Here is a 26,818-nt window from a genome sequence, read left to right as displayed (position 1 = left end):
TCGCCGGCAGGTCCGGGTGCTGCGATCCCGGTCCGGGACCGCATTCAGTCGTCGGTGGTCTCCAGGCGCTCCACCAGCTCGCGTTGCCGACTGCGGTACACGGCAGGCACGTCCCCAGTCCGGCGAGAACCGCCGCCTACCGGGTGCGCGGCACGTGCGTCACTGCCTGTCCGCTCGGGCTCGTTCCCCTTCCTCCCTCTCGCCGGCTGCTGTTCTTTCTTCGTTGCTCCGAGCCCCTCACCAGGGCGGTGGGCAGATCAGCCGGGGACGGCGCTCGCCTCGGAGTCGCCGCGCACCGGGGGCCGCTGGGCGTCGCCGGGCGTGCGGCAGTGTGCCTCGACCAGGTCCAGTGCGTCGGCGACCGTGGAGGTGACGTGGAAGGCGGGGGCCTTGACGTTCCCCAGGTAGCCACCGTCCCTCAGGCTGGAGATCAGGGCGAGGAACGGGTTCCAGAACGCGGTGTCGTTGACCAGAACGATCGGCTTGGAGTGATAGCCGAGGTAGTGCATCGAGACGACCTCCAGCAGCTCGTCCAGTGTGCCGAAGCCGCCGGGTAGCGCGAGGAAGGCGTCGGAGAGGCCGATCATGAGGCGCTTGCGCTCGAACAGGTCGCTGGTGACCAGCAGTTCCTGCGCGGGCGCCGCGTAGCCCCGCTCCAGCTCGTACAGCGTCTGCGGGACGACGCCGAGCACCTCGCCCCCGTGCTCCGCGCTGGCGTGGGCTGTCAGGCCCATCAGCCCCACCGCACCCCCGCCGTACACCAGGCGGTGCCCCCGGCGGGCGATGTGCTCGCCCAGCGACCTGGCGAGTTCGACCACCTCGGGCACCGACTGTGTGGCGGCGCCGGTGAAGACGCACAGGCTCAGCCCGCGCGGCTTCGCGCCGGACCGGGCCGTCATCGCGAGCCCCCCGCCGTCCGCTTTTGCGACGGACCGGCACACCATGCCACGCCAGCACTCATTTACGTCTCCTAGTCCACAGAATTGTCCGGGAGAACTCATTCCCGTCGCCGTGGACGCTATCTCGGCGTTTACCCGCAGGCAATGAATCCCAGCCGAGTCGGTGAAGTGGAGCAATAATTATCGGAGCGGCGCACTTTTCATCGGGACGGCCGCTCCGGTGACAGCAAGGGCAACAAGCATCAACTGTGAAGCAACAAAGATCAACGGAAATCCCGGGTGTGGCGCCTATGTTTGTGGCCGTCGGAACTTCTGCGTATGTTTCCCACCCGGTCGGCTCCCGAATCTTGTGACATGACAGGTGCTTTATGTTTGAAAGCATTACCGCGCGACTCGACTCCTGGGCCGATATCCGTCCCGACGAGCCGGCACTGACGTTCCTGCACAATGACTCCCGGCAGGTGTACTCGTTCCGCGAACTGCGGGCCCGGGCTCTGGGGCTCGCGGCGCGGCTGCGCTCCGAGTGGCCCGGCGGCGGGCGCGCCCTGGTCGCCTGCTCTCCGGGCAGCGACTTCGTCGTCTCGCTGCTCGGCTGCTTCTACGCCGGCCTGGTGGCGGTCCCCGTCCACACCCCCGCCTCGGCGGGGCTCGCCGGGCCGCTTCTGCAATTGGAGCGCATCAGCGCCGACTGCGAGGCCTCCCTCGCCCTGGTCGACGCGAGCACCTCGGCGCTCGGCGCGGCGCTGCCCGAGGAGACGCCGTCGCTGCGCGGGCTGACCTGGGTGGATGTGTCCGAGGTGAGGGAAGGGGCGGAGGTGGGGGAAGGGGCGGAGGGGGAATGGGCCGCGCCCGGCGCCGACGCTCTCGCTTTCCTCCAGTACACCTCCGGCTCCACCGGGCGTCCCAAAGGCGTGATGGTGACCCACGGAAACCTGGCGCACAACCTGCGGGCCATCCTCGCCACCTTCCAGCTGGCCGAGCCGGACACGCCGTTCGAGGTAGTCTCCTGGCTCCCGCCTTACCACGACATGGGCATGATCGGCGCCATCCTCTTGCCGTTGTTCGGAGGCATCCCCACCACGCAGATGTCCCCGACCGCCTTCATCCGGGACCCCTACCGCTGGATGCGTGAGCTCAGCGGCAAGCACGCCATCACGACCGCGCCCAACTTCGCTTACGAGCTGTGTGCCCGCCGGATCACCGACGCGCAGCGCGCGACCCTGGACCTGTCCCGGTGGCGGGCGGCGTTCTGCGGCGCGGAGCCGGTACAGGCGCAGACTCTGGCGACCTTCGAAGCGGCCTTCGCAGCCTGCGGCTTCTCCCCCCGCGCCTGGCGGCCCTGCTACGGCCTGGCCGAGGCGACCCTGATGGTGACCTGCGCGGAGCCCGGCCGCCCGCTCACCGTCGACTTCGACCGTGATTCCCTCGCGCAGGACCTGGCGGTCCCCGCCGGGGCCGGTGCCCCGATGAGCACCTTGGTCAGTTGCGGGCCCCCGGCGCGGGGCATGAGCGTGCGGATCGCCGGCCCGACGGGAGACGGACTCCCCGCGGCGGGTATCGGCGAGATCTGGGTGCGCGGCCCGAGCGTCGCGCGCGGGTATTGGGGACGGCCGCAGGAGTCTCAGCAGGCGTTCGGCGCTGTGCCGGCGGGCGAACCGGAGGGGGAGCCCTGGCTGCGCACCGGCGACCTCGGCTTCCTGCACGAGGGGCAGGTGTTCGTCACCGGGCGGCTCAAGGACCTCATCATCGTGCGGGGCCGCAACTACTTCCCCCAGGACCTGGAGTCCACCGCCGAGCGGACCGACCCCGCTCTGCGCTCCAGCTGCTGCGCCGCCTTCACCGTGGCCGACGACACCCACGGCACCGAACGGGTAGTCGTCGTCCAGGAGGTCCAGGGCCCCTCCCGCCGGAGCGCGGCCGAGCTGGAGCGGCTCGCCGTCGGCATCCGCCGCCGGATCGCGGACGACCACGAGATCGCCGTCCACACGGTGGTGCTGACCCGGCCGGGCGCGATCGCCAAGACCACCAGCGGCAAGGTCCGGCGCGGCGCCTGCCGCACCGCCTTCGAGGAAGCGCAGCTGCCCGTCGTTTGGAAGCACGAACAGCCCGGCATTGACGACGGGCCCGCCCCCGCCCCGATGGACGGGACCGCCGCCGGGCGGGGCGGGTTCGCGGACGTGGTGGCGGCGCTGACGGCGATCCTCGCGCGGACCTCGGGCCTCACGGCGGACGACGTGGACCCGAAGCTTGCGCCCGCTGCGAGCGGTCTGGACTCGCTCGGCCTGACGGACTTCGGCCACCGCGTGCATCATGACCTCGGCGTGGAGCTGCCCATCGAGCTGCTGTTCCAGCAGACCTCGCTGAACGACCTGGCGCGTTACGCGTCGGACATCCTTGCCGCGGGCCCGCCGGTGTCCGGGCAGGGGCACGCGGCACCCGCCGACGGCCCCGACGACGAGGCATCCGCCGCCGGGCTTTCCTTGCTCCCGGCGCAAGAGGACCTGTGGTCCCAGCTGCGCCAGAACCCGGACCACCCCGTCGGCGTGATCACCCGTGCGGCACGGCTGACCGGCTCCGTCGACGTGGCGGCCCTGCGGCACGCGGCAGAGGAGGTGACGCTGCGGCACGAGGCCCTGCGCATGAGCTTCCGCACCGACGACCAGGGCCGCGCCCGCCAGTACCCGCAGACGGCGGGCGACCCGTGCCTGAGCGTGGTGGACGCCGACGGCTGGGACGAGGAGCGGGTGCGGCGGCACATCCGCACCGAGATGGTCGACGGCTTCGACCTCGGCCGGGCGCCGCAACTGCGGATCGGCCTGTACGCCCTCGGCGACGGCACGCACGTCCTTGCAGTGGTCGTGCACCACCTGGTCGCCGACATGTGGTCGCTCACCGTCATCTTCGACGAACTGACCCGCCTCTACAACGCGACCGTGCGCGGCGAGCGCGCGGCACTGCCCCCACCCGCCTCCTACCGCGCCTATCTGCGCCGCCACGAGCGCTACTGCGCCGAGGACGAGCTGGACCGCGACGCGGAGTACTGGACCCGGCGGCTGCGGGACGCCCCCGACCCCGTCCGCCTCCCCGCCGACGCGCCCGACGCGTCCGCCCGCCCCGAATCGCTGCGCTTCCAGTTCCCCGCCGAGGTGCCCGGCATCGTCCGCGACCTGGCCGACCGCACCGGCACCACCCAGTACGCCGTCCTGCTGGCGGCCTTCAAGACCCTGCTCCACCTGCGCACCGGCGCGGCGGAGACGGTCGTCGGCACCCCGATGTCGGGACGGAACTGGGTCGAGACCTCGGGCCTGGTGGGCCTGTGCGCCAACAACGTCGTCCTGCGGGTCTCCTTCGACGGCGACCCCGGCTTCCGCCAGGTCGTGGACCGCACCTCCGGCGCGGTGCGCGCTGCGATCGAGCACCAGAACCTCCCCTTCCCGCTGCTGAGTGAACGCCTGGCGGACGAGTCGGCGGACGGCGCGGGGAAGCCCTTCCACATCAGCTTCCTCCACCAGCAGAGTCATCTGCCCCAGCTCGCGGATCTCGCGGCGCTAGCCCTCGGCGTACCGAACGTGACCCTGGCTCTGGGAGAGTCGACGGCCGAGGTATTCCCGCTCGGCGGTGAGGGGAGCAGGTTCGACCTGGCCATGCTGGTGGCGCCCATTCACGACTCCTTCTTCTCGACGTTCCGCTACAACCCGGAGCGTTTTGGGCCGGCCACGCTCACGTCGTTCTTCGAGGAATACATCCGCGTACTCCAGATCGCCGGGGAAAACGCGGACCGGCCGATCTCGGGTTGGTTTGCCGATGCGCCAGAAATTTCATCGAAAGACTGACAACCGCCCCATGCCCACACGCGGTGCCTCTCCAACGCGCGTGGCCGCGCACCGAGAGGAATCCCGTACCCCAATGCAGAAAGGACGGCAATGACCCCTGTCGCAGCAGAGAGGCCGGACCGCGCGCTGGCCGCGGTTTCCACCGGGGCCCGCAGACGCCTTCTGGACCTTGCCGCCTCCCGGGGCGTGCACCTGGGCGCCTCACTTTCCGTGATCGACATCCTGGTGGGCGTCTACGACCTGACAGGCTTCGCCCCCGACCGGCCGAGCGGGCACCGTGGGGACCGGGTGATCCTCAGCAAGGGTCACTCCGTGTGGGCGCTGTACAGCGTCCTCGCGGAGTTCGGGGTGGCGGGGCTGGACGATCCGCGCGCCGGGCACCCGGTGGAGGGCACCCCTGGCGTCACGGCCGCCACCGGGGCGCTCGGCCACGGCCTGTCTATCGGCGCGGGCCTCGCCCTGGGCGCCCGCCTCGACGGCACCGCACAGCGCTCCGTCGTGGTGCTCGGCGACGGCGAGTTGGACGAGGGCTCCGTGTGGGAGGCCGCCATGTTCGCCGCCCACCATCGGCTGGCGAACCTGGTGGCCGTGGTGGACCGGAACGGTCTGCAACAGGAGGGGCACACCGAGTCGATCCTCTCCCTGGAGCCGCTGGACGCGAAGTGGGCTTCGTTCGGCTGGCGGGTGCTGGAGGCCGACGGGCACGACCACGCGGCCCTGCGCACCGCGCTGCGCACCGCGCTCGATGGGCAGGACGGCCGCCCCACCGTCGTCGTCGCGCGCACCGTGAAGGGACGGGGCGTGTCGCTCATGGAGGGCGACGCCCGCTACCACTACGTCCAGCTCACCCCCGAGGAGCACGCCGCCGCGACCAGGGCTCTGGTCGGCACCGGACAGGGGGCGGCGTGAGTACCGACACGAACACCGTCACCGCGCTCCCGATGCGCCCGGTCGTCGCCGACGTGCTGCGGGAGGCCGCCGACGCCGACCCGCGCCTGGTGGTGCTCGGCGCGGACGGCCAGGCGCTGGCTGCCGGGGTGCGCGAGCGCTATCCCGAGCGCTACATCGACGTCGGCATAGCCGAGGCCAACCTCGTCGGTGTCGCCTCCGGACTGGCCCGCGCCGGGCGCCGGGTCGTCGTCTGCGCGATGGCGCCCTTCCTGGTCCGGCGGGCCGCCGAGCAGATCCGCAACGACGTCGCCAACCCCGGGCTCGACGTCACCTTCGTCGGGGTCGGCGGAGGGCTCAGCTACGGGACACTGGGCCCCACCCACCACTGCCCCGAGGACCTCGGGTTCTTCTCCGCGCTGCCGCACACCCGGGTCTACTGCCCCGCCGACGTGGTGGACGCGGCCTGGGCGGTTCGCCAGGCGCTGGCTGTACCGGGGCCGGCGTACGTCCGGCTCGGCGCCCGCGCGGACCGGGTCGTGCACGCGCCGGACGAACGCTTCGACGCCGGTACGGGCCTGCTCATGCGCCCGCCGGGCCGGGCACTGGCCGTCGCGGCGGGCGCCGGGGTGGGCATCGCCCTGGACGCCGCCGACCGCCTGGCCGGCCCCGGCCATACACTCGGCGTCCTCGCCCTGACCGCAGTCACGCCCTTCCCCCAGGAGCGGGTGCGCGAGCTGGCCGCCGGGGTTGACGCGGTGGTCGTGGTGGAGGAGCACCTGGCCTCCTCGGGCCTCGGCGCTGCCACCGCCCTGGCCCTGGCCGGGCAGTGGCATGGCGCGTTCGCCGCGCACAGCGTGCACACCGGCTACCCGCCCATCGGGGACCGGGAGGAATTGCTCGCCCACTACCGGATCACGGCCGGTGATGTCGCCGCCTCCGTCCTCGACGCCGTACGCGGCCCGGGAGCCGGGGCGCGGCGGTGACAGCGGACGAGCCCAGTCAGGTTAGCCGAAGCAGCCAATACAGGAATGTCCTATGAAGATTCTGATGGGCGCACAGAGCGCAGGATTCGGCCCCATATCCAAACTCGCCGCGATCTCGCGGTTGATGTCGCACCATCACCGCGTCTTCTGCGGTGACACGGTGGCCGCCCTCTACGCCCGGCGCAACAGCGAGGCATTCGACGAGCTGCACGAGATGGGCACGCGGGACGAGAGCCTGCTCGGCGAACTGATCGACAGCAGCGACCAGGTGGTCTCCGTCATGGACGCCGACCTGGTGATCCGCGCAGCCGCCGCGGACCGTCCGGTGGTCATGGTGGACAGCTTGTTCAGCTTCTGGCAGCACCAGCGCCCGCTTGCGGAGCTGGCCGAGCTGTGCCGGTCGGTCCCGCGCGGCTCGGCCGACAAGGCGCTCGCCCACTTCGCCGAGCTGCGCCCGCACGAACGGATTCTGGCCGCGCACATGCTGGCCACCCACAGCATCACGCAGAACTTCCCCGGCGTACGCGAGCGAATCGCCCTCTTCGAGGAACTCGGCGTCCACAAGCCCAAGTTGACCGGTTCCATCATCGACCTCCAGAGCATCGCCGAGGCCACCTGCGGGACAGCGCCGGAATGCGACCTGCTAATCAACATCGGCGGCTTCAAGAACTTCCTACTCGACTTCGACGTCAACAATGCCTACCTCAAGCTCTTCGACCGCTGGGTACCGGACCTGCTTTGCGACTGGGAGTCCTTCCAGGAGGTCATCGTGTGCGGAGGCGCCTTCGGGGACGGCCGCGAACGGCACATCACCGAGGGCTCGCGCCGGGCGTCCTTCCGGCTGCTCTCCCACGACCAGTTCCTGCGGAACGTGGCCACGGCGCCGCACTACATGCTCACCCCCGGCCTGACCGCGATCCACGAGGCCGTGGAGTTGCGCCGGTTCCCCATGGCCCTGCCCGAACAGCACTACGGGCACGTCTTCAACTTGGAGAGCCTTGCGGGAACGCTGTTCCACCGCACCAGCAGCAAGCTGAGCACCGTGGTTCCCGAGCACAGTGTCCCGGCCGACGACTTCACCGGCACGGCGGCCATCGCCGCTCTCGCGGAGTCCGTGCACTCCGACGAGAGGCTGTACAAGCGGTTCCGCGACATGATGAACGACTGGATCGGCACCTACGTCGGGCTCGACACCCGCCACCGCGCACGCGGCATCGAGGAGTTGCGCCCGCAGCTCGGCGGCACGCCGATCCGCGACGTCGTCCGCACGCTGTTCGAGCCGGAGACGGTGGCCACCGCCGACCGGACGGCGGGACAGCCGCGATGACCCTGTCCGCGCTACGAGAAGAGAACCAGCAGCTCGGCGTCGCGATCGAGGAGGCACTGAGCGGGCTGCGCGCCGACCCCGCCTGGCCCGCCGACGTACGGGACCTGCGGTGGTGGGTGCCCGACAGTGCCCGCAAGCACCGCAGGCGGCTGTTCGTGGCCGGCAGGCCGTCCGCCGGTGCCGAGATCGTCGCCAAGATCCCCCTGGACCCCACCGACCCGATGGTCGCCCGGGAACGGGACGTCCTGCGCGACCTGGCCCCCACCACGGTGCCCAGGACGGCCCTGGTCCGCAGCCTTGAGCGGGGCTTCGTCATGACCTTCCTGCCCGGCCGGGACTTCTCCGACGTCCTGGACGCCGCCGACTCCCCGGACACCCTGCGGCGGCTGCTGAGCCAGGCGGTGGACATGATGCTGCCCCTGCACGCCGCCGACTCCGCCGGACCGAGCAACGGCACGCAGGTCGCCAGCGCCTACGTGGGGGAGCAGCTGGAGCAGGCCGGTCCCGCCGCGCTCGACGCGCTGACCCGTACCCGCACCGGCCCGGTCCACGGCGACCTGGGCCCCTGGAACATCCGGTGGAACTCGGACAGGGAGGACCTGGCCCTCATCGACTGGGAGGACTACCAGCAGGTCGGCATCCCTGCCGTGGACCTGCTGAACACCGTGCTGACCAGCGCGCTGCTGGTCTTCCCCGAGTACAGGCAGCGCGGGTTCGACTGGCTGAACACCCAGATGCTCGCCACCGACGGGCCCTACCGTGCGGCTGTGCGCGCGGCGCTGCGCCGTTATGCCCGCGCCACGGGCCAGTCGGCGACCGACCTGGCCCGGCTGCTCCCGGTGAGCTGCCTGTGGCTGCACCGCCGGGTCGAAAAGCAGCGACGGCCCACGGACCACCTGTTCTACCTGCCACTGATGCGCGGCTTCCTCGCTGCGGAGCCCCGATGGATTGGAGCGTTGGATGACTGAGTCCGTGCCCCTGGCGGCCCGCTGGGACCTCCTGGTGATCGGCGGCGGGCCAGCCGGCCTGTTCGCCGCCCACGAGGCGTCCCGGGCCGGACAGCGGGTGCTGCTGGTCGAGGCGGGCGACGACATGCGTGGGAGCCTGTGCCCCCGTGTCACCGCCGTGCTGCGCGGCCAGCGCGTCCGCGACGTGGAGAAGTTCCGCCTCCAGTGCGCGCACTGCACCTGCCTGACCGGGGTCGGCGGCGCCGCGTTCCACTTCGACACCAACCTCGGCTACATCACCGGACTGACCCGCTCCAAGATCGAGAGCGACGGCAGCGGCGGCACCCGGTCCTACAGTGGTCTGGAACGCGCGCTCGGGGACTTCGACACCGCCCAACGCGGCATTGGGGAGGTGTACGAGACCTTCTACCGGCTCGGCCTGACCAGGGTCGAGCAGCCGGCGCCGCACGACCAGTCGCCGCCCGGGCAGCCCGGCGGCGGGCTGGACGGGTTCTCCCTGAGCGACACCGCCCCCTCGCAGCCGATCACCGTGGACGAGGCGCTGGTCGTGGTGGAGGCGCTGATCGCCGAGATCCGCACGGAGCACGGCGTGGTGCTCACCGGGCACCGGGTCAGCGCGGTCCGCAAGGAGGCGGACGGCGGCTTCGCGGTGAGTGTCCATGGGCCCCGGGGCGGGGAGTTCCAGGCCCGTTCGGTGATCGTCGCGGCGGGCAAGCTGGGCCTGGGCTGGGTACGCGGGCTCCTCGGCGATCTCGGCGTCCGGCACAGCTCCCCCCGGAAGGTGGACCTCGGTGTCCGGCTGGAGACGTCCGCGCAGGATGCCGCCCCCCTCACCGCCGCCTGCCACAATCCCAAGCTGACTTTCCTCAATGACGCCGCCCAGCCGGTGCGCACCTTCTGCGTCTGCGAGCGCGGACGCATCATGGAGTACGAGTTCCACGGCACGGTCGTTCTCGACGGACAGCACTGCCTGACCACCCCGACCGCGCGGACCAACTTCGGCATACTGACAACCGTGGACGTCCCCGAGGGCCTGGACGGCACGGACTTCGCCCTGGACTTCGCCCGCCGGGTCAACAAGGCGGGTGATGGCGGGTCGGTGGTGGAGACCGTCGGGGAGTTCCTGGGGCTGCCCCCGGTCCCCGGCGGGCCTACGGTGACGAGCAGCCTGCTCGGCGCCGCGCGTGGCGACCTCGCGGGTGCCCTGGGACCCGAGCGGGTCGCCGACGTCGCCGGGATGATCGAGCGGCTCAATGCCTTCAGCCCCGGCCTGGTGGGTCCGCACGCTCTGCTCGCGGCGCCCGTGGTGGAGCGCGTTTACCCGGCCCTGGACCTCTCCGCCGACCTGGAGTCCAGCGTGCCCGGCCTGTACTTCGTCGGCGACTCCTCCTCCAAGATCATCGGCGTGACGTACGGGGCGGTGACCGGCGTCCGGGCCGCCCGCTCCGCGCTCACCCGCTGACCGGAGGCGCCCGCCCGCCGTCCCGCCCGTCCTTTCCGTTTGCGATTCCCGCGCCTTGTAAGGCGCCATGTGCTGTGAAGGAGCCCAGCGTGCTGACACTCACCCGGCAGATCCCGCTGCCGGACCCCATAGGGCCGCCGGAACCGGTCAGCCGGCCAGTAGAGCCCTGGAGGCGTGTCGCCTTGGCTCACGGCGTCGCCGTGGAGAGCGCGCTCGCAGCCGCCCTGTGCCTGCTGGCCCACCGCTACGGCCAGTCCTGGCACGTGGGCACTTCCGGCGGCCCGCTCACCACCGCCGAATCTCTGCCGGTGGAGGGGCGGTTCGGTGAACTGCTCGCAGCTGTCACCGCGCCGGACGGCACCGGCGCCCCCGCCGAGTCGGACGCCGTGGTGGTGGCTGGGGCGGCCGACCCCGGCGTCGGCCCCGCCGACCTGACCGTCGTGCCCGGCGCTGTCCTCGAACTGGCCTCGCCCAGCGCCCGGTTCGACACCGGCACCCTTGAGCAGATCGCCGTACACCTGGACCTTGTCGCGACCCACCTGGAGGGCGAAAACCGGCCGCTTGCCGACCTGTCCCTGCTCAGCCCGGCGGAGACGGCCTTCCTGGCCGAGCACTCCGGCCCCGCGACCCGCTACGAACCCACCACCCTGCACGCGCTGTTCGCCGCCCAGGCCGCCCGCACCCCGCACGCCGAGGCCCTGTGCGCCGAGAGCGGCTCGCTCACCTACCGCCAGCTCGACAACGCCGTGAACGCCCTGGCCCGCACCCTGGTGGCGGCCGGGGTCCGGCCCGGCCTACCAGTCGCGCTGAGCGGCGGCCGGAGCCTGGAACTCTTCGTCGGCCTGCTGGCCGTGCTGAAGGCCGGCGGCGCCGTGCTCTACCTGGACCCGCACCACCCCGTTGCCCACCATGAGGCGGTCCTGAAGGAGGCCGGGGCCGAACACCTGCTGCTTGGCACCGACGGGCCGAAGGCCGGGGAGGCGGGCGCCGGGCTGCGTACCATCGCGCTGGACGGCGTGTGCGCCGCGGGCGAACACCCGCACGAGCCGCCACCGGACCGCGCCGGGTACGAGGACCCCGCGTACCTCATCTTCACCTCGGGCAGCACCGGTGTCCCCAAGGGCGTGGTCCGGCCCCACCGGATGCACGTCACCCGGATCGCCCTCGAACAGGCCATGTACCGGCTCGGCCCCGACGACCGGGTGCTGCTGAAGTCCCCGGTCTCCTTCCGAGAGTTGCTGTGGCCGCTCGCGGTCGGCGCCACGGCCGTCATCGCCCGCGACGGCGTGGAGCGCGACGACCGCTATCTGGTGCCCTTCCTGCGCGAGCAGCGCGTCACCGTGGTCAGCTTCGTGCCGTCCATGCTGCGCGTGCTGGCCGCCCACCCGGGCTTCGCGGAGCTGTCCGGCTCCCTGCGGCACATCTTCGCGGGCGGCGAGAAGCTCCAGCCCGACCTCGAACAGCGGCTGCGCGAGCGGGGTTTCGCGGTCCACAACACCTACACGCTCACCGAGGCGGACTACGTCCTGCATCGCCCGGACGCGACCGCCGCCCGGGGCGAAGGCACCGTCGTGGGCCGCGCCCTGGACATGCGGGTCTACCTGTGCGACGGCGTGGGCCGCCGGGTGCCGCCCGGCGTCGTCGGGGAAATCCTCACCGGCGGGCCCGGTCTCGCCACCGGCTACCTGAACCGTCCGGACCTCACGGCCGAGCGCTTCGTCGACAACACCTTCGACACCGACGTGCCCCGCCTGTTCCGCACCGGCGACTTGGCCCGGTTCCTGCCCGACGGGCAGCTCGACTACATCGGCCGCGCTGACCTTCAGATCAAGGTGCGCGGTCAGCGCCTGGAGCCCACGGCGGTCGAAGCGGTGATCCGCGAACACCCCGGAGTCGGCGACGTCGTGGCGGTCGGCTTCCCTGACGAGGAGCAGGGCGCGCGGCTCGTCGCCTTTCTCACTCCGGCGGCGGCGCCGGTGCCGGTCGACGAACTGGCGGCGTTCCTGCGTACCCGCCTGCCGCAGTTCATGGTCCCGGCTTCGTTCGTCTGGCTGGAGCGGCTGCCGTTGCTGCTCAGCGGCAAGGTGGACCGCGGCGCCCTGGTGCCGGTCCCCGGCGTCCGCCCGCCGCTGCGCACTCCGTACGCGGCTCCCCGCACCTCGACGGAGACCCGGCTGGCGGCGCAGTGGCGGCGGGTGCTCGGCGTCGACGGGATCGGCGTCTACGATCAGTTCATCGAGGTCGGCGGTGACTCGCTGCGGCTGATCACCCTGCGCTCCATGATCGAGCAGGAGTTCGGCGTCACAGTCCGCACCGCCGACCTGCTGGACCACCCGACGATCCGCTCCCAGGCCGGGCTCCTCACACGACCTGGCACGGACGCGCAGGATGCCGCCGCGCCGCCGGAGCCCGCCGCCGACCCGGCCCGCACCGCCCGGCAGGCCGCCCTGGACCAACGGCGCCGCCGCGCCGAGACCGCCGGGGTGGAGCTGTCATGACCCGTATCGCCATCATCGGGACCGCATGCCGGTTCCCAGGGGCGGAGGACCCGCGCTCCTTCTGGGAGAACCTGGTGCGTGAGCGCGACAGCATCACCCGGTTGTCCCGCACCGTGCTGGAAGGCCGCGTCCCGCCGTCGCTGCTGCGGCACCCGCGTTTCGTCGCCGCCTCCGGCCTGATCGACGCTGTCTTCGACTTCGACCCCGGCCTGTACGGGATGGCCCCAGCTGAGGCGGTCCGCACCGATCCGCAGCACCGACTGTTCCTGGACGTGGCCCGGGAAGCCTTGGAGAGCGCCGGCGTGTTGTACGGGGCCGGCGGCGCCGCCGGTGACGTCGGGGTGTACGCCGGGGTGGGCCGCTCGCGCCACGAGGCGCTGGCCCGCGCCGCACTGCCGGACTGCGACCTCGACGACGTCCTCCTGGAGACTGGCAACGAGAAGGACTACTTCGCCGCCCGGGTTTCCTACCGACTCGGGCTGACCGGGCCGAGCGTGGTGCTTCAGTCGGCCTGCTCCACCGGGCTACTCGCCGTGCACCAGGCCGCGCTGGCCCTGGCCGCCCACGAGTGCGACGTGGCGCTGGCCGGGGCGGCGGCAGTCCGCGTACCGCAGGAGTACGGGTACGTCTTCCGGCACGGCGGCATCGGGTCGGCGAGCGGCAACTGCCGCCCGTTCTCCGCCGACGCCGACGGCACCGTAGCGGGCGACGGCGTCGCCTGCGTCGTGCTGAAGCGGCTGGAGGACGCCCTGGCCGACGGCGACCACGTGCACGCGGTCGTGCTCGGCTCGGCGGTCAACAACGACGGCGCCAAGGCGGGCTTCGCCTCGGTCAGCGCCGCCTCCCAAGTACGCTTGATGGAGTCGGCCCTGCGCTTCTCCGGGCTCGCGGCTGACCGGGTGGGCTATCTGGAGGCGCACGGTTCGGGCACCGAACTCGGCGACGCCACCGAGTGGACCGCCCTGGAGCGGGTCTACCGGCACGGCCTGACCGTCGGCGCGGTGAAAGCCAACGTGGGACACCTGCGGGAGGCATCCGGCCTGGCTGGGCTACTCAAGGCCGTCCAGGTTGTGGACACCGGCGTCGTACCCGGCTCCCCGCACCCGGCGCGGCCCGCCGCCCTCTCCCGCGACGAGGCGGCTCGCTCCGTGCTGGCGCACCGGACCGCGCACTGGGACTCTCCCGACGACCCCCGGCGGGCCGCGGTCAGCTCGCTCGGCCTCGGCGGCACCAACGTCCACCTGCTGCTGGAACAATTCGAACGGCCCGCACCGCAGGCCCCCGCACCCCCCGTACCCGAGGTGCTCACCCTCAGTGCCCACTCGGCCCGCGCGCTCTCCGCGACCGCCGGGACGTACGCCCGGCACCTCGTGGCCGCGGCGGTGCCACTCACCGGCGCCGCACTGACCTTGCAGGAACGGCGCACCCACCACCGGCACCGCTGGGCGGTCACCGCCCAGGAGGGCTCCGCCGGCCACCTGGAGGAGATGACCGACCGGAGCGCCGCACCCACCCAGCCGGTCGGAGAGGCGCCCAGTGTCGGCTTCGTCTTCTCCGGCATCGGCGACCACTACCCGGGGATGGCCGCAGGGCTGACGGACTACCTGCCCGGCTTCGGCGACCGGCTCGCGGCCCTCCTTGACCAGGCCGGGGAGCGCGCCGGGCGCGATCTGCGATCCCTGGCCGCACCCCCGGCCGCGCTCCCGGCGGGAAAGGTGGACCTGCGCGCGATGCTACGCGGCGCCTCCGGCTCCGACGCGCTCCAGGACCCCGTGGCCGCGCACACCGTCATGTTCTGCGTCCAGCAGGCGCTGGCGGACGCGCTGGCCGACCTCGGGGTCGTCCCCGCCGCTGTCATGGGCCACAGCCTCGGAGAGCTGTCGGCCGCCGCCGTCGCGGGGGTCCTCAGCCGCCCGGACGCCCTCGACGTCGTGGTGCGCCGGGCGGAACTGGTAGCCGGGCAGCCCGGGGGCGGAATGCTCGCAGTCGCACTGCCCGGCGCCGAGGCCGCCGCGCTGACCGGCCCGGGGGTGTGGCTGGCCACCGAGAACACCCCGAGCAGCGCGGTACTGGCCGGGGAGCTGCCCGCGCTGTCGGAGCTGGCTGCCCGGCTGCAACGGCAGGGCACACAGGCCCGGCTGCTGCCGGTCTCGCATGCCTTCCACACCCCCATGCTCGCCGCCGCCGCCGCCGACCTGGCCGAACTGTTCGCGAAGGTGCCCTCGGCACCGCCCCAAACCGCGATGGTCTCCGGGCTGACGGCCGACTGGATCGGTGCCGAGGCCGCCGAGCCCCGGCACTGGGCGGCCCAACTCTCCCGCCCGGTGCGGTTCGGCACCGCCGTGGCCAAGATGGCCGAGCGCTGCTCCGTCCTGGTCGAGATCGGCCCCGGTCAGCTCCGCAGCGTCGCCAGCCAGACCGGTCTGGCGGCCAAGGGCGTGGTCACGGTGGCCACGGTCCGGCGAGCTTACGAGGAGTCCGGCGACGCCTGGACGCTCGCGCGGGCCCTGGGCCGCATCTGGCAGGCCGGTGCCGACGTGAACTGGGCGGCGCTGCGTGCGGACCGCCGGGGCGCCGCCGCGCCGATGCCGCCGCGCGCGGCCGACCGCTCCACCCACCAGGTGTCGGCCGTGCCCGAGGCCCCTTGGTGGCGGCCCGGGGACACCGGCCCGGTAACGGCACACGAGGCGGCGACACCCGCCCCGGCCGCCGCCGACGCCGCACCTCCGGCCGCCACGACGGCCGAGGCCCCCGAGGCGCCCGGGATGCAGACACGGCTGGCCGCCATCTGGCAGACAGTGCTCGGCGTCCCCGACGTCAGTGGCCGGGACCACTTCTTCGACCTGGGCGGCGACTCCCTCATGGGCGCCCGGCTGATCGCGCTGCTGGAGTTGGAGACCGGCGTGCACGTGCCCAGCCCGGTGGTGTTCGAGTCGGCCGTACTTTCCCAGATGGCCCGCAACATCGAAATGTACACAGCCACCGAAACGAGGTCCTCATGAGCGGGAGCAGTCCGGTCGACGCAGTCGGCGTGGTCGGCGCCGGGGTGATCGGCAGCAGCGTCGCGCACGCAGTGGCGCGCTCCGGCATCCCCGTCGTCCTGCACGACATCTCCGCCGACGCGTTGACCCGGGCCAGGCGGGCGATCGAGGACGGTGAGCGGCTGGCCCGGCTGCGGCGCGGTCCGGCCGATTCGGCCCCGGTGCGGTTCACCGAGGAGCCAACCGACCTGAAGGACTGCGGGCTGGTCGTGGAGAACGTCACCGAGGACATCGCGCTCAAGGAGGCGGTGCACCGCTCGCTGGATGAGGTGCTCGCCCCGGACTGCGTTGTCGCGGTCAACACCTCTGCCGTGCCCATCACCCGGCTCGCCCTGGTCACCAACCACCCGGCGCGCCTGGTGGGAGCGCACTTCATGAACCCGGTCGCCCTGATCGACACGGTTGAGGTGGTACGCACCGACATCGTCGACCAGCGCGCGCTGGACCAACTGGAGGCGGTCCTGCGCCACATGGGCAAGCGCAGCGTCGTGGTGCGCGACGAGGCGGGCTTCGTCATCAACCGCTGCCTGATGATGTTCGTCAACGAGGCCGCCGCCCTGTCCGCGGCGGGCGTCGCCGGGCCCGCGGAGGTGGACCGGCTGTTCAGCGGCTGCCTCGGCCACAGGTCGGGGCCGCTGCGCACCGCGGACCTCATCGGCGTGGACACCATCGTGCGGACTCTCGATGTGCTCGCCGAGCACCACGGACCAGAGCGATTCACCCCGGCCCCCGTCCTGCGGCAGATGCTCGACGCCGGGCATCTCGGCCGCAAGAGCGGGCGCGGATTCTACACGTACAGCGTCGAGGGAGAGCAGTGACATGCCCGTTGAGGTTTCCACCCAGGAAGTGCGCTCCGCTGTCCAGGAGTTCCTCAAGCGCTTCATCGACGATGTGGAGGGCATCGACGACGTCCGGCTCATCACCGGCGGTCTGCTTGACTCCCTGGTCGCCGTGCAGATGATCGACTTCATCCAGCAGCGCTTCGGGATCACCGTGGAGGACGAGGACCTGGAGATCGCCAACTTCGACAGCGTCAACGGCGTCGTCGCCTTCGTCGACCGCAAGGCCGGCACCGCATGAGCGCGGCCGCCACACGCAAGCCGGGCCATCAACCCCCATGCGTGCACCACCAGTTGACAAAGGATGCGGAACTGCGGGCGTTGGCCGAGGGCGAGTTCGCCGCTCGGGTGGCGGGCTGGGAGCGAGCCGGGCATGTCCCCGACGACGTGGGGGAGCACCTCGCCGCCACCGGCGTGCTGGGCGCGCTGGTGCCCGCCCGCTACGGAGGCACCGCCTGGACCCACCAGCGCTACGGCGAGGCCAACCGCCTGCTCGGCACGCTGTCGTCCTCGCTCCAGAGCCTGCTGACCGTGCACGGCATGGTCACCCACGCGCTGGCCCGCTGGGGCTCTGCCGAAGCCCGCTCCCGGCTCGGCGAGCTGACCGCCGGGCGGGAGCTGGCCGCCTTCGCGTTGAGCGAGTCTGTCTCCGGCAGCGACGTGCGCTCGCTCACCTCCTGGGCGGAGCGCGGCCCCTCGGGCTGGCGGCTGACCGGCACCAAACGGTGGATCTGCTTCGGCCAGCTCGCGGACGTCTTCCTGGTCTTCGCGATGACGGAGTCCGGCGACGCGGCCTTCGTGGTGCGCCGGGACGACCCGGGCGTGCGGATCATCCCGGAGGCTGCCACGGCGGGTTTCCGCGCGGCCCGGCTCGCTGTCCTCGAACTGGACCGCTGCGCGGTCGGCTCCGAACGGCTCGTGGGCCGCCCCGGGTTCGGCCTGACCCAGGTGGGCGGCCGGGCCCTCACCCTGGGCCGCCTGTGGGTGGCGTTCGGCTCGGTCGGCCTGGCCCAGTCCTGCGTGCAGGCCACCCTGGCCCGCGCCGACCGCGCCGGCGCGGCAGGGCGGCGGCTGAAGGACTTCCAGTTGCTGCGCGGCCTCATCAGCGACACCGACGTCGCCGTACGCGGCGCCCACCTGCTGGCGGTCAGCGCCGCCTCGGCGTTGGACGCCTCCTCCGAGTGGGCCGTCAGCGAGGTGCTGGCAGCCAAGCTCGCGGCCAGCCGCGCCGCGTCCCTGGCCGCCTCGGTCTCCGCCCAGGTGCACGGCGCGGAGGGGCTCCTCGCCGACGGCGCGGTCCACCACCGCCTGGGCGACGCCCGGGTCATGGAGGTCATCGAGGGCAACACCCAGCTCGTCCAGGACCTGTTGGCCGAACAGGTCATCGCCAGATGGCGCGCCGCGCCGGAAGGAGCAAACCGATGACGACGACCGGTCACAGCGGGCCGACACCGGCCGAATACCCCGAAGCCCCACCGGTGAAATGCGTCGTGTGGGACCTCGACGACACCCTCTGGGACGGCATCCTCGCCGAGGACACCCAGGTCACGCCACACCCGGCCGCCATCGCGGCGGTGCACGCCCTGGACGCCCGGGGCGTCCTCCAGTCGATCGCCAGCAAGAATGCCCCCGACACGGTGCGGGCCACCCTGGAGAGGTTCGGGCTGGCGGACTACTTCCTCTTCCCCCAGGTCTCCTGGGAGCCGAAGTCGGTCCTGCTGCGCCGTATCGCCCAGGAACTCAACATCGGCACCGACACCCTCCTGTTCGTCGACGACTCCGCGTTCGAACGGGCCGAGGTCGCCTCGGAGCTTCCGGTGCGGTGCGTGGACGCCCTGGACGTCGCCACCCTGCTGGAGCGCCCCGACCTCACCCCGGCCACGGTCACCGAGGACGGCGCCCAACGCCGCGTCCGCTATCAGCAGGACAGCCGCCGCCGAGACTACGAGGAGAGCTTCACCGGCCCGCGCAGCGCGTTCCTGCGCTCCCTGGAAATGCGGCTGTCGATCCGCCCGGCCTCCCCGGACGACGTGGCGCGCGGCGCTGAACTGACCGTACGCACCAACCAGTTGAACACCACCGGGCTGACCTTCTCTCAGGACCAGTTGCTGCACCTGATGACCCGCCCGGAGAACACCCTGCTGGTGATCTCGCTGGCGGACGTCTTCGGCGACTACGGCATGGTCGGAATGGTCCTGCTCACCGAGGCGGAACGGGAGTGGCGCATCCGTCTCTTCCTGATGTCCTGCCGGGTCATGGGACGCAACGTCGGCGGCGCGGTCCTCGCCAACCTCGCGGACGAGGCCGACCGCCGAGAGCTGCGCCTGACCGCCGACTTCCGGCACACGGCGGTCAACCGGCCGATGTACATGGTCTACCGGCTGGCCGGGTTCGGCACCGAACACGAAGACGGCACCACCCTGCGCCTGGGCCTGTCACCCTCCGCGCCCCGTACCCACCCCGCCTTCCTGACCCTCGTCACCGACTGACGAGACAGACGGCACCTTCCCCAACCTCACTTCTGGAAAGGCACGTTCATGCAGGCATTCACCGACCGCTGGGTCAGCGGCTTCGCCAAGCTCTACGAGGAGAACCCGCTGGCGCAGATCTCCTGGTTCACCGGCACGGTCAGCCCGGTCCTCGCCGACCTGGTGATCGACGGCACCCTGGCCCGGGGCCAGCGCGTGGTGGACCTCGGCTGCGGCGCGGGCGTGGCCGCGGCCTTCCTCGCCCGCCACGGCATGACCGTCACCGGCGTCGACGCCTCCGCCACGGCGCTCGCCGCGGCCGAGCAGCTCGCGGCCCTGTACGGCGTGGAGCTGGAGCTGATCCAAGCCGACCTCCTCAAGACCACGCTCCCCGACGAGAGCGCCGACGTCGTCAACGACTCGTTCATCTACCACAACGTCCGCCCCGAGGCCCGCGCCGCCTACGCCGCCGAAGTCGGGCGGATACTCAAGCCCGGCGGCCTGTTCGTCATGGTCGGCTTCTCCGACCGGATGACCCCGGGCAGCGGCCCCATCCGGCTCACCTCCGATGACGTCCTCGACCCCTTCCTGCCCGGCTTCGAGGTCGAGGAGCTGCGTCGCTTCCGCAACCTGCCCACCGAGGCCCGCCCCGACCAGTGGCACTGGCTCGGCGTGTTCCGCAAGCGCGCCCAGACCCCGCTCGCGTGACCGGCCCGGCCCCCGACGGGCGCGCGGAGCCGTGGGTGGAGGTGCGGGTGACCGAGCTGGACAGCGCGGCCATCGGACTCGGCCCCGACGCCGCCGCCCGGCCTGCGGCCCACGCGCTGCTGCGCCGGCTCTGCGCCCAGTACCTGGGCTGCTCACCCGAACAGGTGCCGCTCGCCCGGCGCTGCGTCACCTGCGGCGCCACCGACCACGGGCAGCCCCGCCTGGAGCCCGCGCCGCCGGGGGCCGCGCGCTACGTCAGCCTGTCCCACTCCCACCCCTGGGCGGCCGTGGCGCTGGGCAACGTACCCGTCGGGGTGGACGTGGAGGCGTTTCGCACGGACGTGGCCTGGAACCGGCTGCGTCCGTTCGTCCTGCACTCGGACGACGAGGTGCCGCAGGACCAGCGGGACTGGTTGCGGGTGTGGACGCGCAAGGAGGCGCTGGCCAAGATGACCGGCCACGGCCTGACCCGCCCGCTGGCCCGCATCCACCTCGGACCGCCGCACCCGGACGGCTGGCGGCACACCCCGGACGAGCCCGCGCACAGCAGGGTCCGTTCCCTCGACCACGACCGGTGCGCCATCGCCGTCGCGGTCGCCACAGCAGCTGCTGATACGGCGGTGACGGTGCGGGCCCAGTGGTCCGCGCCCCCGCCGGGCACCCCGGCCGACGGCCGGGGTGCCCTGAGAGAGGAGTCCGCACGATGACGCACACGCAGTCGTTCCAGGGCCGCCACGTCCTGGTGACGGGAGGCGGCCGGGGCATCGGCCGCGTGATCGCCCTGGCGTTCGCCGCCGAGGGCGCCGCCGTCACCGTGGCGAGCCGCACCACCGCGCAGGTCGAGGCAGCCGCCGCCGAGATCGGTGCACGCGGCAGCGCTGCCAAGGCGCTCGCTCTGACCTGCGACGTGGCCGCCGAGGCCGACGTCACCCAGATGGTGGACGACGCGGTGGCGGCCCAAGGGCCCGTCGACGTCCTGGTCAACTGCGCCGGGGCGTTCGACCTCGGCCCGAGCGAGTCCTTCCCGGCGGAGCGGGCCCGCGCTCTGCTGGAGACCAATGTGCTGGGCACCTTCCTGGTCACCCAGCGGGTGGCGCCCGCAATGCTGGAGCGGGGCCATGGAAAGATCGTCAACTTCGCCTCGCTGCTGTCCTTCACCGCCTTCCCACAGCGCGCCGCCTACGCGGCGAGCAAAGGCGGAGTGCTCCAGATGACGCGCGCCCAGGCCCTGGAGTGGGCCCCCCGGGGCGTCAACGTCAACGCCGTGGCCCCCGGCATGATCCAGATCGAGACCCCGCACCCGGCCGTGGCCGAGGGCCACCTCAGCGAGGACGGCATCGTCGGCCGCATCCCCGCCGGACGCCGTGGCACCCCCGCCGACATCGCTGGCCCCGTCCTCTTCCTCTGCTCCGACGCCGCCGCCTACATCCACGGCCAGACCCTCGCCGTCGACGGTGGCTGGCTGGTCAACGGCTACGTCTGAGCACCACACCGCCCCCTTCACAACCCGCTGACCTAGGAGAGACATGCCCGACCCCACGCGCCCGCGCGACGAACCCGCCAACCACGCCGTCATCGGATGCGGACGGGTGGCGCCCAACCACGCGGACGCCTTCCAGGCGCTCGACGGCGCCTGGACGATCGGCTGGGCCTGCGACCGGGACGCGGACGTCGCGGCCGCGTTCGCCGAGAAGCACGGCATCCCCCGCTGGACGACAGACCCCGCCCAGGTGCTGGCCGACCCCGCCGTGCTGAGCGTGACCGTCGCGGTGGACCACGCCCAGCACGCAGCCCTGGCCCGCCAGGCGCTGCGCACGGGCAAACACGTCCTGGTGGAGAAGCCGCTGACGCTCTCCGGCGACGACGCGCGCGACCTGCTCACCGAGGCCCGCGAACGCGGCCTGGTCTTGGCCACCGTCTCCCAGCACCGCTACGACCCCTTGGTCACCGCCCTGGACGAATGGCTCAAGGACGGCCTGCTGGGACGGCTGCGCTACGTGCGCGCCTCCCTGGAGGCCAGCCGCGACGAAGCGTACTACCGGGACAGCTACTGGCGCGGCACCTGGGCGCACGAGGGCGGCTCAGCGCTGGTCAACCAGGGTTACCACTGCCTCGACGTCACTCAGGCGCTCTGCGGCGGCCTCACCGTGCGAGCTGCGGTCGCCGTGACCGGGGAGCTGTTCGGCGCGATGGAGACCGAGGACACCCTGTGCGCGCTGCTCACGGCGGGCACCGTCCCGGTGACCCTCTCCGTCACCGTCGGCTCCACGGTCACCTGGCGCACCCGGCTGGAGTTCGTCGGCGCCGAGGGCACCGTGGAACTGGACATCGACCACCCGGCCACACTGCACCGCGCCCAGGGCAACCCCGAGCTAGAGCGCCGCGCCGCCGAACGCCGCCGCACCCTCCCCGAGGCGGCACCGGGCATCAATTACTACGGAACCTCGCACCGCCGCCAGGTGGCCGATTTCGCCACCGCCGTGACCGGCCGAACCGGCATGAAGACCGGACCGGAGGCCGGTGCCGACATGGTGCGGCTGCTGGAGGAGCTGTATGACGCCGCCTGTCTGCCCGGCCCGGGACGGATGCGGGGGGCCTGAGCATGGCCTCGATCGTCGCCGCTGCCGGCCTCCCGCACACCCCCGTCTACCCCCGGCTCGCGGCCGGACCCGACGGCGCCCACATCGCCGCCCGCTACGCCGCCGTCAGCCGCCTCCTGGAGGAGGCCCGCCCAGACGTGCTGTGCGTCTTCAACTGTGACCACATCAACGCCTTCTTCCTCGACAACTGGCCCACCTTCGCCATCACCTCCGGCACGGAACTGATCTGCCCCGTCGACGGCGTGCCCGGCGTGCCCGCCACGCCGGTACGGGTGCACACCGAACTGGCCGCACACCTGCACGCGTACGCCGTCACCCAGGACTTCGACCTCTCCCTGGTGTTGCGCGGCGGTGCCGACCACGGGGTGGCCGTACCGCTGCACTTCCTGGACCCGCACGCCCGCCTGCCGGTCGTCGCCGTCCAAATCAACGACATGGTCGCGCCCTTCCCCTCCGCCCGCCGCTGCTTCGCCCTGGGTCGGGCCCTCGCCGAGGCGGTGACGGCCTGGCCGCAGGACCTGCGGGTCGCCCTGGTGGCCAGCGGCAGCTTCTCCCTCGACGTCGGCAGCCCGCGCGTTCCCGCCGGGCACGGCCACGTGATCCCCCGCCCCGACTGGGCGGCCCAGGTCGCCGACACCCTGCGGACGGGCCGCATCGGCGAGCTGCTCAAGAGCGCGACCCCCGCCACCCTCGCTGACGCGGGCACCGTGGCCGGCGAGATCCTGAGCTGGTTCGCGGTGCTCGGCGCCTGCACCGACCTGACGCTGCGTCACCTCGACTACGAAGAGGGAGAGGGCCATGCCTTCGCCACCTGGACCCGCTGACGCCGTACGGCTGGCCCGCTCCTACGCGCTCAACCAGCTCTGCTACCAGGCCGCCCAGGACCCACGCCTACGCGCGGACCTACAGACCGACCCCGAAGCGACGCTGGAGGGTCTTCCCCTGAGCGCGGACGAACGCGGCGAACTGCTGGCCGGGGACATCCGGGCGCTCTACGACCGCGGGGTGCACCCCCTGCTGCTGGTCCGGCTCGCCACCCTTGAACTGTTCGGCCTCGACCTGGACAACTACGGCCGCCGCCTGCGCGCTGCCCCCGAGCCCGCGCCGACGAAGGAGACCGGCCCATGAGCGCCCCCCGGGCCGAGGGAGCCGTCAGAAGCGACGGCAAAGGACGGCCACCGCACCCCGGCCTGGTTCTCGCTGTCGCGTGCCTGTGCCAGACGATGGTGGTGCTGGACCTGACGGTGGTGAACGTGGCACTGCCGTCGATCAGGTCGGACCTCGGGTTCGACGCCAACGGCCTGCAATGGGTGGTCAACGCCTACAACCTCACCTTCGGCGGCCTGCTCCTGCTCGGCGGACGTCTGGCCGACCTGGCCGGGCCGCGCCGCGCGGCCGTCCTCGGACTCGGCCTGTTCGGGCTGACCTCCCTGCTGGGCGGGCTGGCGCGGGGCCCTGGGGAACTGGTGGCCGCCCGCGCCGTGCAGGGCGTCTCAGGGGCGCTGCTGCTGCCCGTCGGGCTGACCGTGATCACCACCACGTTCGCCGAGGGCCCGGCCCGCCACCGCGCGCTGGCCGTCTGGGGCGCGGTGGCCGGGGCGGGCGGGGCCGCCGGGGTGCTGCTCGGCGGGATGCTCACCGAGTACCTGAACTGGCGGTGGACGCTCTTCGTCAACGTGCCAATCGTCGTCGTTGTCATCCCGCTTGCCGTCGCCTGCCTCAGTGACCCGCGACCGCCCCGCCGCCGTCGCCTGGACGTGACGGGCGCGGTGCTCGTCACGGCGGCGATGACCGTGCTGGTGTACACCATGGTGCGCACCGACGTCCACGCCTGGGGCTCCCCGCACACCCTCGGCGGATTCGTCCTCGCCGCTCTGCTGGCCTGCGCGTTCGTCGCGGTGGAACGGCGCGCCGCCGTGCCGCTGGTCCGCCTCAGCGTGCTGCGGACCCGGTCGCTGTCGGTGGCGGCGCTGATCACATTCCTGATCTCCGGCAGCCAGTTCGGCGCCTTCTACTTCGTCTCGCTCTACCTCCAGGGCGTCCTCGGCTACAGCCCGGTCGGCACCGGCCTGGCGTTCGTGCCGTTCAGCATAGGCGTCGTCAGCGCCACGGTCGTGGCCCACCGCGTCCTGCCCCGCTTCGGCCCCCGCCCGCCGCTGATCGCCGGGCTGATGCTGGCGGCGGCCGGGATGACCTGGCTCAGCGCGATCGGCCCGCACGGCGGCTACCTCGCCGACTTCTTAGGCCCCTCCCTGCTCACCGCCGCCGGAATCGGCCTGTGCATGGTCACCACCGCCGCCGTCGGCATCGCCGACGTCGCCCCCGAGGAGGCGGGACTGGCCTCCGGGCTCCTCAACTCCGCCCGCCAGTGCGGCGGCAGCATCGGCCTAGCGGTGCTCGTCACCGCCGCCACCGCCACCATCCACCAGCAGGCCGACCCCGCCACCTCGGCTGCCCTGACCGAGGGCTATACCCGCGCCTTCCTCATCGGCGGCCTCCTCATGACAACAGCGGCTCTCATCGCGGCCACCCTCCTCCCCCGACGCCTCGCCCCACCCCGCTGACCGGCGGGCTGGGCCGCGCCGGGGGGTGCCTCTATGTCCTTCGTCAAGGCGCCTCTGTCGGGTTTGGGGTGATTCGGTCTTGCTGGGGTTATGCGGCGAGCTCGACGTCCTTGGGGGTGCGGGGTTCGTAGAAGGTGCCGTCGCGGAGCATGGCGAACAGGACGCTGATGCGTTGGCGGGCGAGGCGGAGGAGGGCTTGGGTGTGGGTCTTCCCGCGGCCTCGTTGGCGGTCGTAGTAGGTGCGGGAGGCGGGGTCGGCGTTCATGCAGGCGAAGGCGGACAGGAACATGGCGCGTTTGAGCTGGCGGTTGCCGCCTCGGGGCGCGTGTTCGCCGTGGATCGCGGTGCCCGACGACTTCGTGGTCGGGGCGAGTCCGGCGTAGGAGGCGAGGTGGGCGGCGGTGGGGAAGCTGGTGCCGTCGCCGACGGTGACCAGCAGGACTGCGGCGGTCCTGACGCCGACGCCGGGCATCGATGTCAGGACCGGGGAAAGAGGGTGCGCCTCCAGCAGGGTGTTGATCTGGGCTTCCAGAGCCCGGCGCTGGGTGTGGACGGCGGCGAGCGAGGCAGCCAGGCGGGGCACGACGATGTCGAGGTGCCGGTCCCCGGGACCACGACGGTCTGCTCGTCCAGTGCGTCGAAGACGTCGTCGATCAGCCGCTGGGCCATGCGTGGGGCCTTGGGTCGGATGAGCTCGGCGAGTCTGCGGCGGCCGGCTTTTCGCAGGGCGGCCGGGGAGCCGTAGCGCTCCAGGAGCCAGGTGACGGCCTGGTGGTCCAGGCGGGGGCCGAGGACGCGTTCCAGCGACGGGTGGAACTGGGTGAGATATCCGGTTGGAGGTGCGGGTGGCTTCGGCCGCGAGGTCCTGGTCGAAGCCGACGAGGACGGTCAGCTCGGCGGTGATCTCGTCGGTGAGTTCGAGCGAGCGCAGGGTGTGCGGCATTGTGCGGGCCGCGTCCGCGATCACCGCGGCGTCCTTGGCGTCGGTCTTGGCCTCACCCAGGTAGAGGTCGGCGATCCGGCGCATGGCCAGGCCGGGCAGGTAGGCGACCTGGCAGCCTGCGTCCCGGGCCACGGTCAGTGGGAGGGCGCCGATCGAGGCGGGCTGATCCACGATCACCAGCACGGTGGCGAACTTCGCGATCAGCCTGTCGAACACGGCCCGCAGTTTCGGCTCGCTGTTGGGCATGGCCTTGTCGAAGACCGTCTTCCCGGCTGGGGTCAGTCCGTGCCCGTGATGGGCGCTCTTGCCGACGTCCATGCCGAGGAAGACGCCCACGTTGCTGGTGTCGAACATCGCACCCTTCCAATGGAGTTGAACGGTGCCGGCCTCGGCAGTGGTGTCGTACGCGCGCATCCACGTTATGCAGACCTGCCGCCCGCGAGCTGTCCGGCATTGCGCCGGACCGGGCGGTGGCCGGACCTCTCATCAGCGTCTCCGACGGCACCTCCCGGGCCCGGGTTGAGTCGGCCTGGGGCGCGGTGCCGGGATTGCTCCCGGTCCGTCTCCCCAGGCCGCTCGCCGAACCCGCCGTGCGCCTCACGACGCAACGGGCTCTCCACGGTCTCTGCCGTTCTGCGTGGTTATGCAGGGACCCAGGGATTGGGAATCTTGCTGCCTCGGTAGCGGTAGCGGGTAACCGGCACCGCCGCCATATCGAACAACTCGACTGTCAATCCCCTCGCAGCGTGGAGACGATCTATGCGGCCAGTCCCTCGGCGAGGGTGGCTCGGTAG

21 protein-coding genes are annotated in these 26,818 nt (G+C 72.3%); 19 read left to right on the top strand and 2 right to left on the bottom strand.

What is annotated here, in order from left to right:
- Nucleotides 1–257 precede the first annotated feature (257 nt).
- Complete coding sequence (locus F3T56_RS36325) at nucleotides 258–899, bottom strand: LOG family protein (protein WP_172639309.1); 642 nt, start codon at nucleotides 897–899, stop codon at nucleotides 258–260.
- Between the two features lie 368 nt (nucleotides 900–1,267).
- On the opposite strand from F3T56_RS36325, the gene F3T56_RS36320 reads away from it, so the two are divergent.
- From F3T56_RS36320 to F3T56_RS36230, 19 genes are all read left to right on the top strand, one after another.
- On the top strand, nucleotides 1,268–4,732 hold the full coding sequence (locus tag F3T56_RS36320; RefSeq protein ID WP_149829634.1) for a fatty acyl-AMP ligase: 3,465 nt from the start codon (nucleotides 1,268–1,270) through the stop codon (nucleotides 4,730–4,732).
- A 90-nt stretch (nucleotides 4,733–4,822) separates the two neighbouring features.
- A complete protein-coding gene (locus F3T56_RS36315; RefSeq protein WP_149829633.1) occupies nucleotides 4,823–5,641 on the top strand; it encodes a transketolase in 819 nt (272 codons plus the stop codon).
- Nucleotides 5,638–6,606 carry a transketolase family protein gene (locus F3T56_RS36310; protein WP_149829632.1) on the top strand — a complete coding sequence of 323 codons (969 nt, stop codon included), beginning with the start codon at nucleotides 5,638–5,640 and terminating at the stop codon, nucleotides 6,604–6,606. Before F3T56_RS36315 ends, F3T56_RS36310 begins: the two co-directional genes overlap by 4 nt.
- A 52-nt stretch (nucleotides 6,607–6,658) precedes the next feature.
- Nucleotides 6,659–7,933 (top strand): hypothetical protein, encoded by a 1,275-nt coding sequence (locus F3T56_RS36305; protein ID WP_149829630.1) that lies wholly within the window; start codon nucleotides 6,659–6,661, stop codon nucleotides 7,931–7,933.
- Entirely contained in the window at nucleotides 7,930–8,901 is a 972-nt protein-coding gene (locus tag F3T56_RS36300) for a phosphotransferase family protein (RefSeq protein WP_149829628.1), read from the top strand. Before F3T56_RS36305 ends, F3T56_RS36300 begins: the two co-directional genes overlap by 4 nt.
- Nucleotides 8,894–10,363 carry an FAD-dependent oxidoreductase gene (locus F3T56_RS36295; protein ID WP_149829627.1) on the top strand — a complete coding sequence of 490 codons (1,470 nt, stop codon included), beginning with the start codon at nucleotides 8,894–8,896 and terminating at the stop codon, nucleotides 10,361–10,363. Before F3T56_RS36300 ends, F3T56_RS36295 begins: the two co-directional genes overlap by 8 nt.
- A gap of 89 nt (nucleotides 10,364–10,452) precedes the next feature.
- Entirely contained in the window at nucleotides 10,453–12,861 is a 2,409-nt protein-coding gene (locus tag F3T56_RS36290; RefSeq protein WP_149829624.1) for a non-ribosomal peptide synthetase, read from the top strand.
- Complete coding sequence (locus tag F3T56_RS36285) at nucleotides 12,858–15,863, top strand: type I polyketide synthase (protein WP_149829623.1); 3,006 nt, start codon at nucleotides 12,858–12,860, stop codon at nucleotides 15,861–15,863. The genes F3T56_RS36290 and F3T56_RS36285 overlap by 4 nt, the downstream gene beginning before the upstream one ends.
- A complete protein-coding gene (locus tag F3T56_RS36280) occupies nucleotides 15,860–16,720 on the top strand; it encodes a 3-hydroxyacyl-CoA dehydrogenase family protein (protein ID WP_149829621.1) in 861 nt (286 codons plus the stop codon). Before F3T56_RS36285 ends, F3T56_RS36280 begins: the two co-directional genes overlap by 4 nt.
- Nucleotide 16,721: 1 nt before the next feature.
- Nucleotides 16,722–16,982: an acyl carrier protein gene (locus F3T56_RS36275; protein WP_172639308.1), complete on the top strand. Its 261-nt coding sequence runs from the start codon at nucleotides 16,722–16,724 to the stop codon at nucleotides 16,980–16,982.
- 53 nt (nucleotides 16,983–17,035) lie between these two features.
- Nucleotides 17,036–18,166 (top strand): acyl-CoA dehydrogenase family protein, encoded by a 1,131-nt coding sequence (locus F3T56_RS36270; RefSeq protein WP_216373044.1) that lies wholly within the window; start codon nucleotides 17,036–17,038, stop codon nucleotides 18,164–18,166.
- Nucleotides 18,163–19,230, top strand: coding sequence for an HAD-IIIC family phosphatase (locus tag F3T56_RS36265; RefSeq protein ID WP_172639306.1), 1,068 nt, complete (start codon nucleotides 18,163–18,165; stop codon nucleotides 19,228–19,230). The genes F3T56_RS36270 and F3T56_RS36265 overlap by 4 nt, the downstream gene beginning before the upstream one ends.
- A 48-nt stretch (nucleotides 19,231–19,278) precedes the next feature.
- On the top strand, nucleotides 19,279–19,917 hold the full coding sequence (locus tag F3T56_RS36260) for a class I SAM-dependent methyltransferase (RefSeq protein ID WP_149829615.1): 639 nt from the start codon (nucleotides 19,279–19,281) through the stop codon (nucleotides 19,915–19,917).
- The gene (locus tag F3T56_RS36255; protein WP_172639305.1) at nucleotides 19,914–20,624 is read left to right on the top strand and encodes a 4'-phosphopantetheinyl transferase family protein; all 711 of its coding nucleotides are present in this window, start codon (nucleotides 19,914–19,916) and stop codon (nucleotides 20,622–20,624) included. Before F3T56_RS36260 ends, F3T56_RS36255 begins: the two co-directional genes overlap by 4 nt.
- Complete coding sequence (locus F3T56_RS36250) at nucleotides 20,621–21,400, top strand: SDR family NAD(P)-dependent oxidoreductase (protein ID WP_149829612.1); 780 nt, start codon at nucleotides 20,621–20,623, stop codon at nucleotides 21,398–21,400. Before F3T56_RS36255 ends, F3T56_RS36250 begins: the two co-directional genes overlap by 4 nt.
- 43 nt (nucleotides 21,401–21,443) lie before the next feature.
- The gene (locus F3T56_RS36245; RefSeq protein WP_149829610.1) at nucleotides 21,444–22,517 is read left to right on the top strand and encodes a Gfo/Idh/MocA family protein; all 1,074 of its coding nucleotides are present in this window, start codon (nucleotides 21,444–21,446) and stop codon (nucleotides 22,515–22,517) included.
- Between the two features lie 2 nt (nucleotides 22,518–22,519).
- Entirely contained in the window at nucleotides 22,520–23,341 is an 822-nt protein-coding gene (locus tag F3T56_RS36240) for a DODA-type extradiol aromatic ring-opening family dioxygenase (protein ID WP_149829608.1), read from the top strand.
- Complete coding sequence (locus tag F3T56_RS36235; protein ID WP_149829607.1) at nucleotides 23,316–23,645, top strand: hypothetical protein; 330 nt, start codon at nucleotides 23,316–23,318, stop codon at nucleotides 23,643–23,645. The genes F3T56_RS36240 and F3T56_RS36235 overlap by 26 nt, the downstream gene beginning before the upstream one ends.
- Nucleotides 23,642–25,081: an MFS transporter gene (locus F3T56_RS36230; protein ID WP_149829606.1), complete on the top strand. Its 1,440-nt coding sequence runs from the start codon at nucleotides 23,642–23,644 to the stop codon at nucleotides 25,079–25,081. Before F3T56_RS36235 ends, F3T56_RS36230 begins: the two co-directional genes overlap by 4 nt.
- A gap of 88 nt (nucleotides 25,082–25,169) precedes the next feature.
- On the opposite strand, the gene F3T56_RS36225 is transcribed toward F3T56_RS36230, so the two are convergent.
- On the bottom strand, nucleotides 25,170–26,438 hold the full coding sequence (locus F3T56_RS36225; protein ID WP_246204250.1) for an IS110 family RNA-guided transposase: 1,269 nt from the start codon (nucleotides 26,436–26,438) through the stop codon (nucleotides 25,170–25,172).
- Nucleotides 26,439–26,818: the final 380 nt, after the last annotated feature.

The sequence above is a fragment of the Streptomyces tailanensis genome (genome assembly GCF_008386495.1).
In the GTDB taxonomy this organism is placed as follows: Bacteria; Actinomycetota; Actinomycetes; order Streptomycetales; family Streptomycetaceae; genus Streptomyces; species Streptomyces tailanensis.
This window is presented reverse-complemented; position numbering and strand designations above follow the sequence as displayed.